The organism is Nonomuraea sp. NPDC049419, from assembly GCF_040676995.1.
GTDB classification, from domain to species: domain Bacteria; phylum Actinomycetota; class Actinomycetes; order Streptosporangiales; family Streptosporangiaceae; genus Nonomuraea; species Nonomuraea salmonea.
In genome coordinates this window covers 1-15695 of record NZ_JBFAQB010000007.1, presented here as the reverse complement: position 1 = coordinate 15695, position 15695 = coordinate 1, and the positions used below count along the sequence as shown (strand labels likewise).

At 72.0% G+C, this 15695-nt stretch carries 13 protein-coding genes; 7 read left to right on the top strand and 6 right to left on the bottom strand.

Features of this window, described 5'->3' with window-relative positions; translation table 11 throughout:
- The first annotated feature begins 154 nt into the window (after positions 1 to 154).
- Positions 155 to 1204, top strand: a complete 1050-nt coding sequence (aroF, locus tag AB0K12_RS21985) for a 3-deoxy-7-phosphoheptulonate synthase (RefSeq protein WP_364564026.1) — start codon at positions 155 to 157, stop codon at positions 1202 to 1204.
- 171 nt (positions 1205 to 1375) lie between these two features.
- On the opposite strand, the gene thiI is transcribed toward aroF, so the two are convergent.
- Positions 1376 to 2572, bottom strand: a complete 1197-nt coding sequence (gene thiI, locus AB0K12_RS21980; protein ID WP_364564023.1) for a tRNA uracil 4-sulfurtransferase ThiI — start codon at positions 2570 to 2572, stop codon at positions 1376 to 1378.
- 264 nt (positions 2573 to 2836) lie between these two features.
- Between thiI and AB0K12_RS21975 the strand changes: the two genes are divergently transcribed.
- Together AB0K12_RS21975 and AB0K12_RS21970 are read left to right on the top strand one after the other, a co-directional pair.
- Positions 2837 to 3823, top strand: a complete 987-nt coding sequence (locus tag AB0K12_RS21975) for an MHYT domain-containing protein (protein ID WP_364564020.1) — start codon at positions 2837 to 2839, stop codon at positions 3821 to 3823.
- A 118-nt stretch (positions 3824 to 3941) separates the two neighbouring features.
- The gene (locus AB0K12_RS21970) at positions 3942 to 4760 is read left to right on the top strand and encodes an MHYT domain-containing protein (protein ID WP_364564017.1); all 819 of its coding nucleotides are present in this window, start codon (positions 3942 to 3944) and stop codon (positions 4758 to 4760) included.
- Positions 4761 to 4897: 137 nt separating this feature from the next.
- Here the strand turns inward: AB0K12_RS21970 and AB0K12_RS21965 are convergent, their stop codons facing one another.
- Positions 4898 to 5923, bottom strand: coding sequence for a 6-phosphofructokinase (locus tag AB0K12_RS21965; RefSeq protein ID WP_355429403.1), 1026 nt, complete (start codon positions 5921 to 5923; stop codon positions 4898 to 4900).
- Between the two features lie 152 nt (positions 5924 to 6075).
- Here AB0K12_RS21965 and AB0K12_RS21960 point away from each other — a divergent pair, with 152 nt between their 5' ends.
- Entirely contained in the window at positions 6076 to 7545 is a 1470-nt protein-coding gene (locus AB0K12_RS21960; RefSeq protein WP_364564013.1) for a glycerol kinase, read from the top strand.
- A gap of 14 nt (positions 7546 to 7559) precedes the next feature.
- Here AB0K12_RS21960 and AB0K12_RS21955 read toward each other — a convergent pair whose 3' ends face one another.
- Complete coding sequence (locus AB0K12_RS21955) at positions 7560 to 8885, bottom strand: N,N-dimethylformamidase beta subunit family domain-containing protein (protein ID WP_364564010.1); 1326 nt, start codon at positions 8883 to 8885, stop codon at positions 7560 to 7562.
- 52 nt (positions 8886 to 8937) lie between these two features.
- Positions 8938 to 9852, bottom strand: coding sequence for a beta-propeller fold lactonase family protein (locus tag AB0K12_RS21950; protein ID WP_364564007.1), 915 nt, complete (start codon positions 9850 to 9852; stop codon positions 8938 to 8940).
- Between the two features lie 103 nt (positions 9853 to 9955).
- Here AB0K12_RS21950 and AB0K12_RS21945 point away from each other — a divergent pair, with 103 nt between their 5' ends.
- Positions 9956 to 10798, top strand: coding sequence for a helix-turn-helix domain-containing GNAT family N-acetyltransferase (locus AB0K12_RS21945; RefSeq protein ID WP_364564004.1), 843 nt, complete (start codon positions 9956 to 9958; stop codon positions 10796 to 10798).
- A gap of 80 nt (positions 10799 to 10878) precedes the next feature.
- Here the strand turns inward: AB0K12_RS21945 and AB0K12_RS21940 are convergent, their stop codons facing one another.
- Positions 10879 to 11901: an alkaline phosphatase PhoX gene (locus tag AB0K12_RS21940; RefSeq protein ID WP_364564001.1), complete on the bottom strand. Its 1023-nt coding sequence runs from the start codon at positions 11899 to 11901 to the stop codon at positions 10879 to 10881.
- A 172-nt stretch (positions 11902 to 12073) separates the two neighbouring features.
- A complete protein-coding gene (locus AB0K12_RS21935) occupies positions 12074 to 12541 on the bottom strand; it encodes a DNA starvation/stationary phase protection protein (protein WP_364563998.1) in 468 nt (155 codons plus the stop codon).
- A gap of 117 nt (positions 12542 to 12658) precedes the next feature.
- Between AB0K12_RS21935 and AB0K12_RS21930 the strand changes: the two genes are divergently transcribed.
- The gene (locus AB0K12_RS21930) at positions 12659 to 13255 is read left to right on the top strand and encodes a helix-turn-helix domain-containing protein (RefSeq protein WP_364563995.1); all 597 of its coding nucleotides are present in this window, start codon (positions 12659 to 12661) and stop codon (positions 13253 to 13255) included.
- Positions 13252 to 15660, top strand: coding sequence for a VIT domain-containing protein (locus AB0K12_RS21925; protein ID WP_364563992.1), 2409 nt, complete (start codon positions 13252 to 13254; stop codon positions 15658 to 15660). The genes AB0K12_RS21930 and AB0K12_RS21925 overlap by 4 nt, the downstream gene beginning before the upstream one ends.
- Positions 15661 to 15695: the final 35 nt, after the last annotated feature.

Here is a 15695-nt window from a genome sequence, read left to right as displayed (position 1 = left end):
TTAGGGCTATGCGTGCAGCGTTCCTGTTTTGGTATGGCGACGGACCCGAGTCCGTTCGCCATCTGACGCTGCACTAGCAGACAGGCGAACGAAAGGCCCCGGGTCCTCGAGGACCCGGGGCCTTTCGTGTTTTCCGGAGAAGGAGAGCGGCAACATGGTGATCGTGATGGGCCCTGAGGCCACCGCGGACGATCTCGCGGCGATCGTGTCGGTCGTCGAGACGGCCGGGGTGGAGGCGTTCGTCAGCAAGGGCGTGCGCAGGACGATCGTCGGCCTGGTCGGCGACGTGACGCAGCTCGACGCCGCCGCCCTGCGCGGCATGGGCGGGGTGCGGGACGTCATGCGGGTCTCGACGCCGTACAAGCTGGTGAGCAGGGAGAATCATCCGGAACGTTCCACCGTGCACGTGGGCGGCGTGCCCATCGGTCCCGACACCGTGACGCTGATCGCGGGGCCGTGCGCGGTGGAGACGCACCGGCAGACGCTCGACGCGGCGCGGATGGCGCAGGCGGCCGGCGCGGTGCTGCTGCGCGGCGGTGCGTTCAAGCCGCGCACCTCCCCGTACGCCTTCCAGGGCCTCGGTGAGAAGGGGCTGCGGATCCTGGCGGACGTGCGCGAGGAGACGGGACTGCCGATCGTCACGGAGGTCGTTGACGTCCGTGACGTCGAGCTGGTGGCCTCCTACGCCGACATGCTGCAGGTCGGCACCCGCAACATGCAGAACTTCGCGCTGCTGCAGGCGGTCGGCGCGGCCGGGCGGCCGGTGATGCTCAAGCGCGGCATGACGGCCACCATCGAGGAGTGGCTGATGGCCGCCGAGTACATCGCGCAGCGCGGCAACCTCGACATCGTGCTGTGCGAGCGGGGCGTCAGGACGTTCGAGACGGCCACCCGCAACACGCTCGACGTCTCGGCGGTGCCGGTGGCGCAGCGGCTGTCGCACCTGCCGGTCATCGTCGACCCGTCGCACTCGGGCGGGCGGCGCGACCTGGTGCTGCCGCTGACCAGGGCGGCCCTCGCGGTGGGCGCGGACGGCGTGATCATCGACGTGCATCCGCAGCCCGAGCAGGCGCTCTGCGACGGCCCGCAGGCACTCGTGGACACCGACCTGGGCGAGCTCGCCCAGATCATGACGGACTTCCCGCCGCTGCTCGGCAGGACGGCCGCCGCCACCCCGGTCACCGCCACCCCGGTCACCGCCTGACGATCACTGGCGCTACCTCCGCCCCAGCCATCGCCTGACGCCAGGCCGGGCAACGGCCACCGCCTGACGCCCCGCCGAGCGCTCCCCGGGCCCCGCCACCGCGGGGCCCGGGGAGCGGCTCAGAGCGTGCGTGTACTCCCGGATCTCAGAGCCTGCGTGTGCTCCCGGATCTCAGAGCGTGTACTCCTGGATGGAGTCGGCGAGCTGGACGCACAGCTCCTCGGCGTCGAGCCGCTTCTCGATCTGCTTGAGGTCCTCGATCTTGGCCCGCGTCTCGGCCCGCTTGGGCGCGAGCAGCGAGCAGCAGTCCTCGTCGGGCAGCTCGGAGATCTCCAGCGTGCCGATGCGCCGCGCCTCGGTCATGATCTCCGTCTTGTCCCACCCGACGAGGGGCCGCAGGATCGGCAGGTCGACGGCGTTGTCCTGGGCGGTGATGTTGGCCAGCGTCTGGGACGACACCTGGCCGAGCGCGTCGCCGGTGATCAGCGCGGAGGCGCGGATGCGGTGGGCGACCTCTTCGGCGGTCTTGAGCATGAGCCGCCGCTGCGCGATCACGGCCAGACGGTCCTGGCCGGAGGTGCGGATCGACTGCTGCGCCTTGCCGAACGGCACCACCCACAGGCGCGACTTGCCCTGGAACCGGTCGAGCTTCTTGACCAGCGCGTACGCCTTGTAGATCGACTCGGAGGTGGTGAACGGGATGCCCGAGAAGTGCAGGAAGTCGACGTGGAGCCCGCGCCGCATCATGCGGTAGGCGGCCACCGGCGAGTCGATGCCGCCCGACATGAGCACGAGCGCCCGCCCGCTGCTGCCGACCGGCAGGCCGCCCTGGCCCGGGATGCCGCCGGTGAAGACGAACACCTCGTCCCTGTCGACCTCGATGAAAATGGTCAGCTCGGGGTTCTTGAGGTCGACGGGCAGGTTGTACTCGTCGTTGATGGCGCCGCCGACGAACCGGTCGAGCTCGTTGGAGCTGAGCGGGAAGCGCTTGTCGCGGCGGCGGGAGCGGACCGCGAAGGGGGCGCCGCGCTTGGCCGCCTCGCTCTCGCCGGCCAGCTCGAGACCGGCCTTGAGCACGGTGTCGGGGTCTTTGGCGACCCGCCAGGCGCGGTGGATCCAGACCAGTCCTGGCACGTCGGCGACCCGCTCCGCGACGGCGTCGGCCTGCTCGGCGGTGGCGCCCTTGGGCAGGAAGATCGCGACCACGCCGTGCCGCCTGCGGACGTCGACCTGGATGCCGACGCTCTGGAGCGCGTCACGGATATTGCCGATGAGGCGGCGTTCGAACAGCTCGCGATTCTTGCCCTTGAGGACGATCTCGCCCAGCTTGAGCAGAACGCACGGCTCGCCCAGGGCGGACATCGTCATGGTGAAACCTCCGGGGAAGATGGGGAACGCGACCGTTGATGGCAACGTCGCGACCCATCGAGTTTAGTCCGCACCGCGTCCTCCTCACCGTCCTCACTCTGGCCTCACTCTGCCCTCACTCTGTGGCGGTACCTACACACCAGAGAGTTATGAGGAGTTCTCATGTTTCCGACAGTGCGATTTGACAGATAGTTGCAGTATCCATGCGAATAGGACATCCGGGATGGCAAAATCCGGGAACCCCTAAATCGCAAGGACCGATAGATGACCTCCGCTGTGGATCACTTCACCTACGGACTGCTCACACCGCTGCTTGCCTACGTCATGTCCTGCATGGGCTCGATGCTCGGGCTGCGGCTGACCGCGCAGGCGCACGCTTCACGCGGCGGAGCGCGCGTGCGCTGGCTGCTGGGCGCGGCCGTCTCCATCGGCGGCACGGGCATCTGGGTCATGCACTTCATCGCCATGATGGGCTTCCAGGTGGAGGGCACCCAGATCAAGTACGACGTCTGGCTGACCGCGGCCTCGGCCCTGGTCGCCATCGTGGTCGTCGGCACCGGCCTGTTCCTCGTCTCCTACGGCGGCGGCCGGTGGCCTGCGCTGCTGGGGGGCGGCCTGCTCACGGGGCTCGGCGTGGCCTCCATGCACTATCTCGGCATGTACGCGATGAACATGTCCGCCCACGTCTCCTACGACCGCGTGCTCGTCGGCGTCTCCGTCGCGATCGCGGTGGTGGCGGCCACGGTCGCGCTCTGGTTCACCACCCGGGTCAGGAAGCCCATCTGGATCACCGGCGCCGCGCTCGTCATGGGCGTCGCGGTGGCCGGCATGCACTACACCGGCATGTACGCCATGCACGTCACGGTCGACCCGGTGATCGGCGACGTCCCTGGCGCCGACGCGCTGGACTTCCTCGTCCCGCTCATGACCGTCATCAGCCTGATCACCCTGACCATGCTGCTCATGGTGATCCTGTCCCCGTCGGAGGAGGAGCTCACCGAGGACGCCGAGCTGCTCGCCAAGCTCGAGCTGCGCCGGCGCAACGCCGAGCAACAGGAGCAGCCGGCCGCCTACCCGGCGCCGCTGGCCGCTCCCGTGCCCGGCCGGCCGCAGCCGATGCAGGGCCGCCAGCAGCCGATGCAGCCGACGCACGGCCGCCCGCAGCCGATGCCGCCGACGCAGCCGGCCCAGCCGCAGCCGGCCCCGGCGCCCCGCCAGCAGCCCGCGCGATCCAGGGGCAGGCGCCGCTAGGGAGAAACGCACGAGGCGTGAGCAGGCGCGGCGGAAGGCCGTGCCTGCTGATACTTGCGCAAAGAGCTGAGCCCCACTCATACTCCCCTCATCGATGCGGTAAGGGGATGGGTGGGGCATGTCGCCGATCGATCATTTCTCGCACGGGCTGCTGACGCCCGTACTCGCCTACGCCGTCTCCAGCATGGGCTCGATGCTGGGATTGCTGCTGACCGCGCGGGCCCGGCTCACCGGCGGCCGTGAGGGCAAGTACTGGCTGGCCGGCGCGGCCGTCGCGATCGGCGGCACCGGCATCTGGACCATGCACTTCATCGCCATGCTGGGCTTCTCCGCGCCCGGCTCGGTGATCCGCTACGACGTGCCGCTCACCGTGGCGTCGGCGCTGCTCGCGATCGTCGTCGTGGGCGCCGGCCTGTTCCTCGCCTCGCACGGCGGCGAGCGGCCGAACCGCCTGATCGCGGGCGGCGTGCTGACCGGCGCAGGCGTGGCCGGCATGCACTACCTGGGCATGGCCGCGATGAACATGTCAGGCCACGTCTCCTACGACCCGCCCGTCGTCGCGCTGTCGGTGCTCATCGCGGTGGCGGCGGCGACGGCGGCGCTGTGGTTCGCGCTGCGGGTGACCGGCGCGCTGAAGATCGGCGGCGCCGCGCTCGTCATGGGCATCGCGGTGGCCGGCATGCACTACACCGGCATGGCGTCGATGTCGGTGCGGACCCACTCGGACATGGTGCCGGTGGCCGGCGCTCAGGGCATCGACTTCCTGCTGCCGCTCATCGTCGGCATCAGCCTGGTCACGGTGGGACTGCTGCTCGCCGTCGTCCTGTCGCCGTCGGAGAAGGAGCTGCGCAGCGAGGCGGAGTTCAAGGAGCGGTTGCGCCGCGGAAACGCCGAGGGCGCGCCGGAGGTGGATCTCTTCGGCACGCCCCGCGGTTGAGCTATGTCATGGGTACGGCTTGCGGCGCACAGGTGGGCCGCCGACGTGACGCGACGCAAGCCGTACCCCGAGGGGGTTGTAGCGGATGACCCCGCTGCCCTCGACGGTACGGCCGCCCGCTTGCAACCGGCTTACATTCAGCCGAAGAACACCTCGGCCTCGGAGTAGCGCTCGACCGGCACGGTCTTCAGCTCGGCCGTGGCCTCGTCGAGCCCGACGCGGATGATGTCGGTGCCGCGCAGCGCGACCATCTTGCCGAAGTCGCCCTCGTGGGCCGCGTCGATGGCCTGCAGCCCGAACCTGGTGGCCAGCACCCGGTCGTAGGCCGTCGGGGTGCCGCCGCGCTGGATGTGGCCGAGCACGGTGGTGCGGGCCTCCTTGCCGGTGCGCTTCTCGATCTCCTTGGCCAGCACCTCGCCGATGCCGCCCAGCCGGACGTGCCCGAACGCGTCGAGCGTGCCCGTCTGCAGCTCCATCTGCCCCTCGACGGGGTGTGCGCCCTCGGCGACCACGATGATCGGCGAGTAGCGGGTGCGGAAGCGGGACTCGACGTATTCGCAGACCCGGTCGATGTCAAACGGCTTCTCCGGGATGAGGATGACGTTGGCGCCGCCCGCCATACCCGCGTGCAGCGCGATCCAGCCGGCGTGGCGGCCCATGACCTCGCAGATGAGCGCCCGGTGGTGGGACTCGGCGGTGGTGTGCAGCCGGTCGATGGCCTCCGTCGCGATGTTGACGGCGGTGTCGAAGCCGAAGGTGTAGTCGGTGCCGGACAGGTCGTTGTCGATGGTCTTGGGCACGCCAACCACGTGGACGTCACGGTCGTAGAGTTGCTTGGCGACTCCCAGGGTGTCCTCGCCGCCGATGGCGATCAGCGCGTCGACGCCGGTCGCGGCGAGATTCTCCTTGATCCGGTCGACACCGCCCTCGATCTTGATCGGGTTGGTGCGGGAAGAGCCCAGAATGGTGCCTCCGCGCGGCAGGATGCCGCGTACGGCTTGAATGTCCAGTGGCATCGTGTCGCCTTCTAGGGGGCCGCGCCAGCCGTCACGGAAGCCGACGAACTCGTGCCCGTAGACGCTCACCCCCTTACGCACCACTGCCCTGATGACGGCGTTGAGCCCGGGGCAGTCGCCGCCTCCGGTGAGCACTCCAATACGCATGGCGGGTTCCTCCCGATAGGGGTCACGAACCAGACCTGATGTCAGACTCGCATTGTGCCCGGCATCACACGCAGTGGTCTAGACCAAACGCGAGGCTGCGGAATTAAACCTGGGCGCCCGGTCGTGTCGTGATCGTTAGAGGAGGAATGTCCGTGACCGTGTTGGCCATCGACGCCGGGACGACGGGAGTGACGGCGCTCGTCGTCACGGAGGACGGAAGCGTCGCGAGCAAGGGGTACGAGGAGTTCGCCCAGCACTTCCCCGAGCCGGGCCAGGTCGAGCACAACCCCGAGGACATCTGGCAGGCCACGCTGTCGGCCTGCGCCGCCGCGCTGCGCGGCACCTCGCTGCGGCCGTCCTGCGTCGGCATCACCAACCAGCGCGAGACCGCCGTCCTGTGGGACCGCCACACGCTGGCCGCGCCGCGCCGGGCCATCGTCTGGCAGGACCGCCGCACCGCGGGCCTGTGCGGGCGGCTGCGCGACGCGGGGCACGAGCCGCGGGTGAGCGAGCTGACCGGTCTGCGGCTCGACCCCTACTTCACCGCCACCAAGCTCACCTGGCTGGCCGAGCACGACCCCGGCGTGTGGGCGGGCGTCACGTCGGGGGCCGTCGCCGTGGGGACGGTGGACTCGTACCTCATCGCCCGGCTGACGGCGGGCGCGCGGCACGTCACCGACCCGTCCAACGCCTCGCGCACCCTCCTGTACGGGCTCGCGTCCGGCGGGTGGGAGCCGGAGCTGTGCGAGCTGTTCGGCGTGCCCGAGCCGGCGCTGCCGGAGATCGTGCCCAACTTCGGGCCGCTCGGCCGGACCGACCCGTCCTCCTTCCTCGGGCTCGACCTGCCGATCAGCGGGGTCGCCGGTGACCAGCAGGCGGCGCTGTTCGGGCAGACGTGCTTCGACGTGGGCGACGTGAAGTGCACCTACGGCACCGGCTCGTTCGTGCTGGCGAACCTCGGCGAGAAGATCGCCAGGCCGGAGAACGGGCTGCTGACCACGGTGGCCTGGCAGACGCCCGCCGGTGAGCGCACGTTCGCGCTGGAAGGGTCGATCTTCGTCACCGGGGCTGCGGTGCAGTGGCTGCGCGACGGGCTGGGGCTGATCGGCTCGGCGCCGGAGTCCGAGGCGCTGGCGCGTACGGTGGCCGACAGCGGCGGGGTGGTGTTCGTGCCCGCGCTGACCGGGCTCGGCGCGCCGCACTGGGAGCCCGAGGCGCGCGGGCTGATCACCGGCATCACGCGCGGCACGACCCGGGCTCACCTGGTCAGGGCGACGCTGGAGGCCATCGCGTTCGAGGTGCGCGACGTGGTGGAGTCGATGACGGCCGGGTCGGTGCAGGTGCTCAAGGCCGACGGCGGGGCCAGCGCCAACGACCTGCTCATGCAGGTCCAGGCCGACCAGCTCGGCACCGCCGTCGAGCGCCCCGCCGTCCAGGAGACCACGGCGCTGGGCGCGGCCTTCCTGGCCGGCCTGGGGGCGGGCGTGTGGGCCTCGCAGGCCGAGCTGCGCGAGACTTGGCGCCTCGACCGCCGGTTCGAGCCCGGCGAGCGTGACGAGGCCGCCTACGCCCGCTGGCGGGCCGCGGTGAACCTGGCCCGCACCGCCGCCCACCCCGCCTGAGGCACGACAACCGGTCAGGGTTCGGCCGCGGGGCCCCGGGCGAAGCGGGTCAGGAGGTTCAAGGTGGCGCGGCGGGTGAAGGCGGCGGCGGAGTCGGTGACGCCGTGGCCGCAGCGCTTGCCGCGCAGCCCGCACACCCACCGCATCGTGCCCGACGCGAACACCCCGGCCCCGCTGGGCGCCGTGTAGTAGGTGCTGTGGGTGACGCTGCGCCGCCCGCCGCACGAGAACGGCGACTCGGCCAGCACCTGCACCCCGTCGGGCGAGCCGCGCGACACCCGGTCGGTCTCCACGCCGACGAGCCCGGGGAAGCTGCGCCCCTTGGTCCCGGCGAAGATCCAGTGGTCGGGCCTGCTGACCCGGTAGACGCCCTCGGCGGGGAAGCACTCGTACATCTGCCCCACCAGCGCGCTCTCCGGCCGGGTCTCGCGCCAGAGCCGGCAGTCGCGCTCCTTGTCGCAGGCCACCGTCCTGCCGTGCACGGCGATGCGCCAGTAGACGGCGTTCGCGCCGAGGAAGGCGAGGTTGGTGCCGCTGTCCCTGGCCCGCGTGACGACCTGGCGCATGCCGGGCGACCAGTACTCGTCGTGCCCGAGCGAGATCACCGCGCGGGCGCCGTCGAGCGCGCCGGGGACGAGGTCGAGGTTCGTCAGGTACGCCAGCGGCACCCCGCTCTGCTCGGCCACCGCCAGCGCCTCACTCTCGAAGTCGAGGAAGAGGCGGGCGCCGCTGCGGTCGTACGGCCGGTCGAAGGTCACGGCGCGGGAGCGGTCCGCGTACCCGCCGGGGCCCTGGTAGAGGCTGCGCCCGCCCCACAGGTTGTACGCCTGCCAGGTGGTGACCGCGTTCACCAGGACGACGCGGCCCGCGGTGGAGGCCGAGCGCACGGTGACGGGCACGTAGCGCTGGGCGCCGGTGGAGGCGTCGAGCCTGATGAGGTACGAGCCTTCGGGCCAGCCGTCGGTGTCCACGGTCAGCGACGGCGTCCAGTGGGCGGCGGTGACGGTGCCGTCCACGAGCTTGGCGGGCGCCTGGCGCACCCCCTTGACCGGGTCGGACTCCCACACCTTCGCCGGGTTGGCGCCCATGCGGAAGGCGCGGGCGGTGAAGCGCGGCGCGGTCGTGGAGACGTGCAGCCGCAGCGGCTCGCCGGGCAGCACGCTCACCCGGTCGGCGTACCCCTCGATCTCGTGCTCGGCGCCGAGCTGGTGGATCCGCCAGGACTCCTGCACGTCCGCCCCCACGATCGGAGCGGGCGGCGCGACGGGCCGGGGCGCGGCGGGAGGAGGCTCGCCGCAGCCGGCGGCAAGCAGGAGGACGACGAGTAGCACCTTGCGCACGCGCCCATGGTCGGCGTGGCGTGCCTCCTCCGGCCGTGACTTGGTGAAGTCCTTACATGACCAGGACGCAGGCCGGGCTGTCCACCTCGTACGCCTCCCCGTCCGGCGCGGGCACCCCGTCGCGCAGGGTGAAGCGGGTGACCGTGTTCGCGTACTGGTTGGCCACGTACATGTGCTCGCCGTCGATGGCGAAATGCCGGGGCCAGTCGCCGCCGGTCGGCACCTCGGCCACGTGTGACAGGTCGCCGGCGCGCAGCACCGAGACGGTGTTGGGGCCGCGGTTGGCGACGTAGACGAAGTCACCGTCGAGCTGGAGGTGGGAGGGAGCGTTGGCCCCCTCCTGCCGGGAGGCGGGCACGCTGGTGCGGCGTTCGCCGTCGATGAGCGTGACGGTGCCGTCGAGCTCGCCCGCGACGTACAGGCGGTCGCCGGCGAACGCGAAGTGGCGCGGGCCTGTGCCGGGACTCAGCATGATCGGCTCCAGCCGGGTGCCGTCGGGGCGGTAGCGGCGGATCTCGTCGGTGCCGAGGTCGGAGACGTGCAGCAGGCCGTCGTGGAAGACGCACTGGTGGGCGTGCGGGCCCTCCTGGCGCTCCGCGTCGGGCCCCGAGCCCTCGTTGCGCAGCACGAGCGGCTCGCCCGCGAACGCGCCGCGCTCGTCGAGGTGGTACACGACCGCCGTGCCGTCGCCGTAGTTGGCTGCCGCGAGCAGCCTGCCGGTGGGGTCGAGGGCGACGTGGCAGGGGCTGTGGCCCTCGCTCGGGCGCTCGTCGAAGGGGGTCAGCTCGCTGGTGGCCTCGAAGGCGGTGAGCCAGCCGCGTTCGAGCTCGCCCGCGGCGTACAGCACCGGGAGCGTGGGGTGGGCGGCGAGGAAGGACGGCGCCGTCACCCGCGCGAGGCCGTGCTCCTTTCCGTCATCGATCGTGACGATGCCCGGGCCGTATCCGCCTATCCGCAGGTGCTTCACAGCGGGGATCCTCCTATGGTTGACTGAAGCAATGAGTTCGTTGACAGAGGCAAGGGTTGCCGAGATCAGAGCCTTCAACCGGTTCTATACGAAGGTGATCGGCGTGCTCCAGGCGGGTGTGCACGACTCGCCGTACTCGCTGACCGAAGCACGCGTGCTGTTCGAGCTGGCGCAGACCGACCGGGTCGAGACCGGGGAGCTGCGCGGCCTGCTCGGCCTCGACGCCGGCTACCTCAGCCGCATCCTGACCCGCTTCGAGAACGACGGGCTCGTGGAGCGCGAGCGCTCGGCCTCCGACGCGCGCAAGCAACTCGTCCGGCTCACCCCCGGCGGGGCCGAGGTCTTCGCGGCACTCGACCGGCGCTCGGGCGAGGAGATCGCGCAGCTGCTCGGCGAGCTGGCCGAGGAGGACCAGGCGCGGCTGGTCGGCGGCATGGCGGCGATCAGGCAGGTGCTCGACGGGGCGCGCGAGCCCCGCTCGTACGTGATCAGGCCCCCGCGCACCGGCGACCTCGGCTGGGTCGCCTACCGGCACGGCGTGCTCTACAGCGCCGAGTACGGCTGGGGCACCGCGTTCGAGCAGCTCGTCGCCGGCATCGTGGCCGGCTTCGACCCCGCCCGCGACGCCGGGTGGATCGCCGAGGTGAACGGCGAGCGGGCCGGCTGCGTCTTCTGCATGCGGCAGGACGACGAGACGGCGAAGCTGCGGCTGTTGCTGGTCGAGCCGTCCGCGCGCGGCCTCGGCATCGGGCGGCGGCTGGTCGAGGAATGCGTACGGCACGCCCGCGACGAGGGCTACCGGCGCGTCACGCTGTGGACCCGCGACTGCCTGACCAGCGCGCGGCGCATCTACGGGGCGGCCGGGTTCGAGCTGGAGTCGGCGGAGAAGGGCTCGGAGAACGGGGTCGAGCTGGTCGAGGAGATGTGGACCCTCGACCTCGCCTGAGCGTGGTCGAGGAGAAGTGGTCCCTCGACCTCGCCTGAGCGTGGTCGAGGAGATGTGGACCCTCGGCCTCGCCTGAGCGCTCAGGGACGGAAGGGGCCCGTCACCTCGAAGGTGTGGCCCTCGGTGCGGCCGCGCCTGGCCGAGAAGTAGAGGCGCTCACCGCTGGGCGAGAACGCGAGCCCGGTCAGCTCGGCCCCGTGGTGGCCCTCCAGACGCAGGAACGGGGTGACCGCCCGGTCGGGCGCGATCACGTCGATCTCGGCGCGCTCTCTGGCGACGTAGAGGTCACCGGACGGCGCGGCGGTGATGGCCCGCACTCCCTCGCACAGCCGGTCGAGCGTGGCGGTCTGCGCGTCGTACGCCCACAGCCCGGTGTCGCCCTTGGTCGTGAAGTAGCACACCCCGCCGGCGTAGTGGCAGCCGTCGCCGCCGTCGAAGTGGCGGGCGTCCTCGACCTGGTGGCGGGCCTCCTTGAGCAGCGCGGCCGGCGACGGCACCGCCTGCCAGCGGCCCGACGAGCACAGCACCTCGAGCGTGCCCTCCGTCAGGTCGCCCCAGTCGCCCGGCCTGAACCGGTAGAAGCAGCCGTCGGGCTCGTCCTCGGTCATGTAGATGACCCGCCGCTCCGGGTCGCAGGCGGCGGCCTCGTGCTTGAAGCGGCCCATCGCCAGCCGGGGACGCGCGGCGCGGGCGCCGTAGGGGTCGCATTCGAAGACGCGCCCGCGGTGGCCGAGCTCGCACGACAGCCACGTGTGCCACGGCGTGGCGCCGCCCGCGCAGTTGAGGTCGGTGCCCGACAGGATGCGGTAGGCGTCGCCGATGCTGCCGTCGGCCCTGAAGCGCAGCGCCGACGCCCCGCCGAGCAGGGGCAGCTCGGAGTTGGAGACGTAGATCCAGCCGGCGCCGTCGGGGAAACAGGCGCCGCCGTCGGGGGCCGCGTGCCAGGTCAGGCCGGCGACCTTGTGACCGCTGCGGGCCACCACCCGGCCGGTGAACCCAGGGGGCAGCGCCAGGCCGTCGGGGCCCGGAAGTCCGAGCGGACCGTACGGGCTGATGCCGCCCGGCAAGAGCGGGCCCGTGCGGAGAAGAGTCTTGTGCGACATCGTGGGGCCTCCCTCTAGGTGCCACGCTAGTCGACCGCACCGACATGAATGGCAGGGACTCGCGAAACCAAACTCTCCGCAAACCTCGCCAGCGCCCCGACGTGGACGGCTCCGGGCACACGAAAGCCCGGGCCGTACGCCCGGGCTCTCCTTCGTCGCACGCGCCTTCGGATCAGCGCTGCGCCTGGAACATCCAGTGCTGCTTGTCGACGTCCTGCGCCACGGCGATGAGCAGGTCCTGGCTGACCGGGTCGGCCTCCTCGGTGGCCGCGATGCGCTCGTACATGCGCTTGCTGACGCCGCCCAGGATGTCGGTCATGGTCGCCACGACCTTGCCGTCCTCCAGCCAGCCGCCGTCCGGCTGCTGGAGCTTGGTCTCGCGGGAGACGGTCGCGGCGCGGCCGTCCGGGTTGGCTCCCAGGGCCACCACGCGCTCGGCGATGGTGTCCATATGGGTCCTGGCGAGGTCGGTGACCTCGTCGAGCTGCAGATGGATGGGGCGGAAGTGGGAGCCGATGAGGTTCCAGTGGGACTGCTTGGCGACCAGGGACAGATCGATGAGATCGACCAGTGCGCCCTGGAGGGCCTCGACGACGGTGTTCTTGGCGTCGCCCGTGAGTGGTCCGGTGATTGTAGCCATGCGTACTTTCCTCCCCGGAGGTCGGCTTTTACACATTTAGAACGGTTTTCGGCCTGCGGTTCTTCCGCCACACGAGCACGTTGACACTGTAACTATGACAGTGTCATTGTGGGAGGCATGAGCGAGACCTGGACGATCGGCGAGCTGGCCGAGCACGCGGCCCGCGCGCTGCGCGACGGCGCGGCGGCCGCCGGGCACGCAGCCAACGGACGGGTCCGTGACGTTCCCGGGGAGCGGCTGATCAGGTGGTATACGACGATCGGGCTGCTCGACCCGCCGCTCACCCGGCGCGGCAGGATCGCCCGCTACGGCCGCCGCCACCTCCTGCAGCTCGTGGCGGTCAAGCGCATGCAGGCCGCCGGCCACTCGATCGCCGAGATCCAGACCGCCCTGACCGGCGCCACCGACCACACCCTGGAGCAGGCGTCCGGCCTCAACGGGTCGCTCCCCCGCCCCGACCCCGCCCCGGCCGTCGCAGGAGACGGGGAGCGGGCGCGCTTCTGGGCTGAGCGGCCGGGTAGCCCACCGGAGGGGTCCGCCGCCGGCGCTGATGGGCCGGGACCGGCGGCCGGAGTCGTCACGGGGATCAGGCTGGGCGATGGGGTGCGGTTGGTGCTCGACGGGAGGCGGGCGCTGTCGGATGAGGACGTTCAGGCGGTGCTGGCGGCGGCCGGGCCGCTGCTCGCGGTGCTCGAAGAGAGGAAGCTGACATGAAGATCACTTCGCTGGAGCCCGCGCGGTGCCTGCCGGTGCCGGACGCCGGGTTCGGCGCGCTGCTGACCGAGCGCGGCAACCTGCCGCTGGAGAGCGTCGACGTGACCGCCGCCATCTCGGGCCTGATCGCCGGGGTCGAGGTCACCCAGGGGTTCACGAACCCGTACGACGTGACGCTTGAGGCCACCTACGTCTTCCCGCTGCCCGACAGGGCGGCGGTGACCGGCTTCCGCATGGAGGCCGACGACCGGGTCGTCGAGGGCGTGCTCAAGGAGCGCGGCCAGGCCAGGGCCGACTACGACCGGGCGCTGCGCGAGGGCAGGCGGGCGGCGATCGCCGAGGAGGACCGGCCCGACGTGTTCACGATCAGGGTGGGCAACATCCTGCCCGGCGAGCGCGTCTCGGTGCGCCTGAGCATGAGCCAGCCGCTGCCGTACGAGGACGGCGCCGCCACGTTCAGGTTCCCGCTGGTCGTGGCACCGCGCTACATCCCCGGCCGCCCGATCGACGGCCCGCCGGCCGGCGACGGCGTGGCGCCCGACACCGACGCCGTGCCCGACGCCTCCAGGATCAGCCCGCCGGTGCTGCTGCCCGGCTTCCCCAACCCCGTACGCCTGTCGCTGACGGCCACCGTGGACGCGGCCGGGCTGGAACTGCGCGAGCTAGCCTCCAGCCTGCACGTCGTCGAGGAGGAGGGCGGCACGGTACGCCTGCGCCCCGGCGAGCGGCTGGACCGCGACTTGGTGCTGCGGCTGACGTTCGCGGCTTCCACGGCTCTGCAGGTGGACGGGCAGGGCACGTTCGCGCTGACCGTGCTGCCACCGCCGCTGGAGGGCACCCGCACGCCCCGCGACCTGGTGCTGCTGCTCGACCGCTCGGGCAGCATGGGCGGCTGGAAGATGGTCTGCGCCCGCCGGGCCGCCGCGCGCATCGTCGACACGCTGACCGCGCACGACAGATTCGCGGTGCTGACGTTCGACTCGGTGGTCGAGGAGGCGTTCGAGGGGCTGGCGGAAGCGTCCGACCGCAACCGTTACCGCGCGGTCGAGCACCTCTCGAGGGTGGACGCCCGGGGCGGCACCGAGCTGCTGGAGCCGCTGCGGCGGGCCGTCGCGCTGCTCGACGGCCGTACGGAGGGCCGTGAGCGGGTCGTCGTGCTCGTCACCGACGGGCAGGTCGGCAACGAGGACCAGATCCTGGAGCAGGCGGGCGGCGCGCTGTCGGCCATGCGGGTGCACGCGGTGGGCATCGACAGGGCGGTGAACGCCGGGTTCCTCGGCCGTCTCGCGGGGCTCGGCGCGGGCCGGTGCGAGCTGGTCGAGTCGGAGGACCGGCTGGACGCGGCCATGGAGCACATCCATCGCAGGATCGGCGCTCCTCTGGTCACCGACCTGGCGCTCAAGGGCCTGGAGATCGAGCCGGAGACCGTCACCCACCTGGGGTCGATCTTCCCGGGGGTGCCGCTGCGCGCGTACGGGCGCTGTCGCGAGGGCTCGTCGGTGACCGTGCGGGGGCTGACCGCGCAGGGGCCGTGGGAGGAGCGCGTGGACGGTGTCACGGTGGACAATCCGGCCATCAGAGCCGTGTGGGCCCGCGCTCACCTGCGCGAGCTGGAGGACCGGTACGCCATGGGCGAGCACGACCTGGAGGAGCGCATCGTGCGCACCTCGCTGGAGCACGGCGTGCTCTGCCGGTTCACCGCGTACGTGGCGGTGGACACCCGGCAGGTCGCCGGCGAGGGGCCACAGCACCGCGTCATCCAGCCGGTCGAGCCGCCGAGCGGGTGGGAGCCGCCGCAGTCGCCCGGGATGGGCGCCTTCGGGGCGAACGTCATGCTGGCCGCCGCACCGGCGAGCCCGGCCAGGATGCGGACGCCGCAGCCCGGGCTGAGCGGCGCGGGCGGGATGGAGATGGAGTGGGGCTTCCTCGCCGGAGGGCCGCAGGACGGCGGCGCCCTGCCTCCCTCGCCGGCGCCCATGCCGATGGCTCCCGGCGGGCCGCGCCGGGGCCGCGGGCGGGCGGCCGGCGGGCGTCTGGAGTCGGTACGTCCCCAGCTCGCGGCCGAGCTCGACCGCCTCAAGGCCCTGCCCGCACCCGACCTGCTCTACCTGGCCGACCTGGGCACCCGGCTGGCGGCGCTGGCGGCGTACCTCGGAGGGAACGAGCAGTTGGAACGCCTGGCGGCGGAGCTGGCGGCGGCCGAGCGTCCTGGCGCGGACGCCCACGCCCTGCACGCCCGCGCCATCGAGGTCCTCACAGCCCTGACCGGCCCCACTCCCCCGCCCCCGGCGGGAGACCCACGCTCGGCGATCGACCCGAGGCCGGCGGGCGACCCCGGAGCTCCGGGCACCCCGGGCGCCCCCGGCGAGGGAGGCCGGCGCGGCCCCTTCTGGAAGCGCACCTGACGGACGCCGCGGCCCATGCCCGTCGCGACGACGGG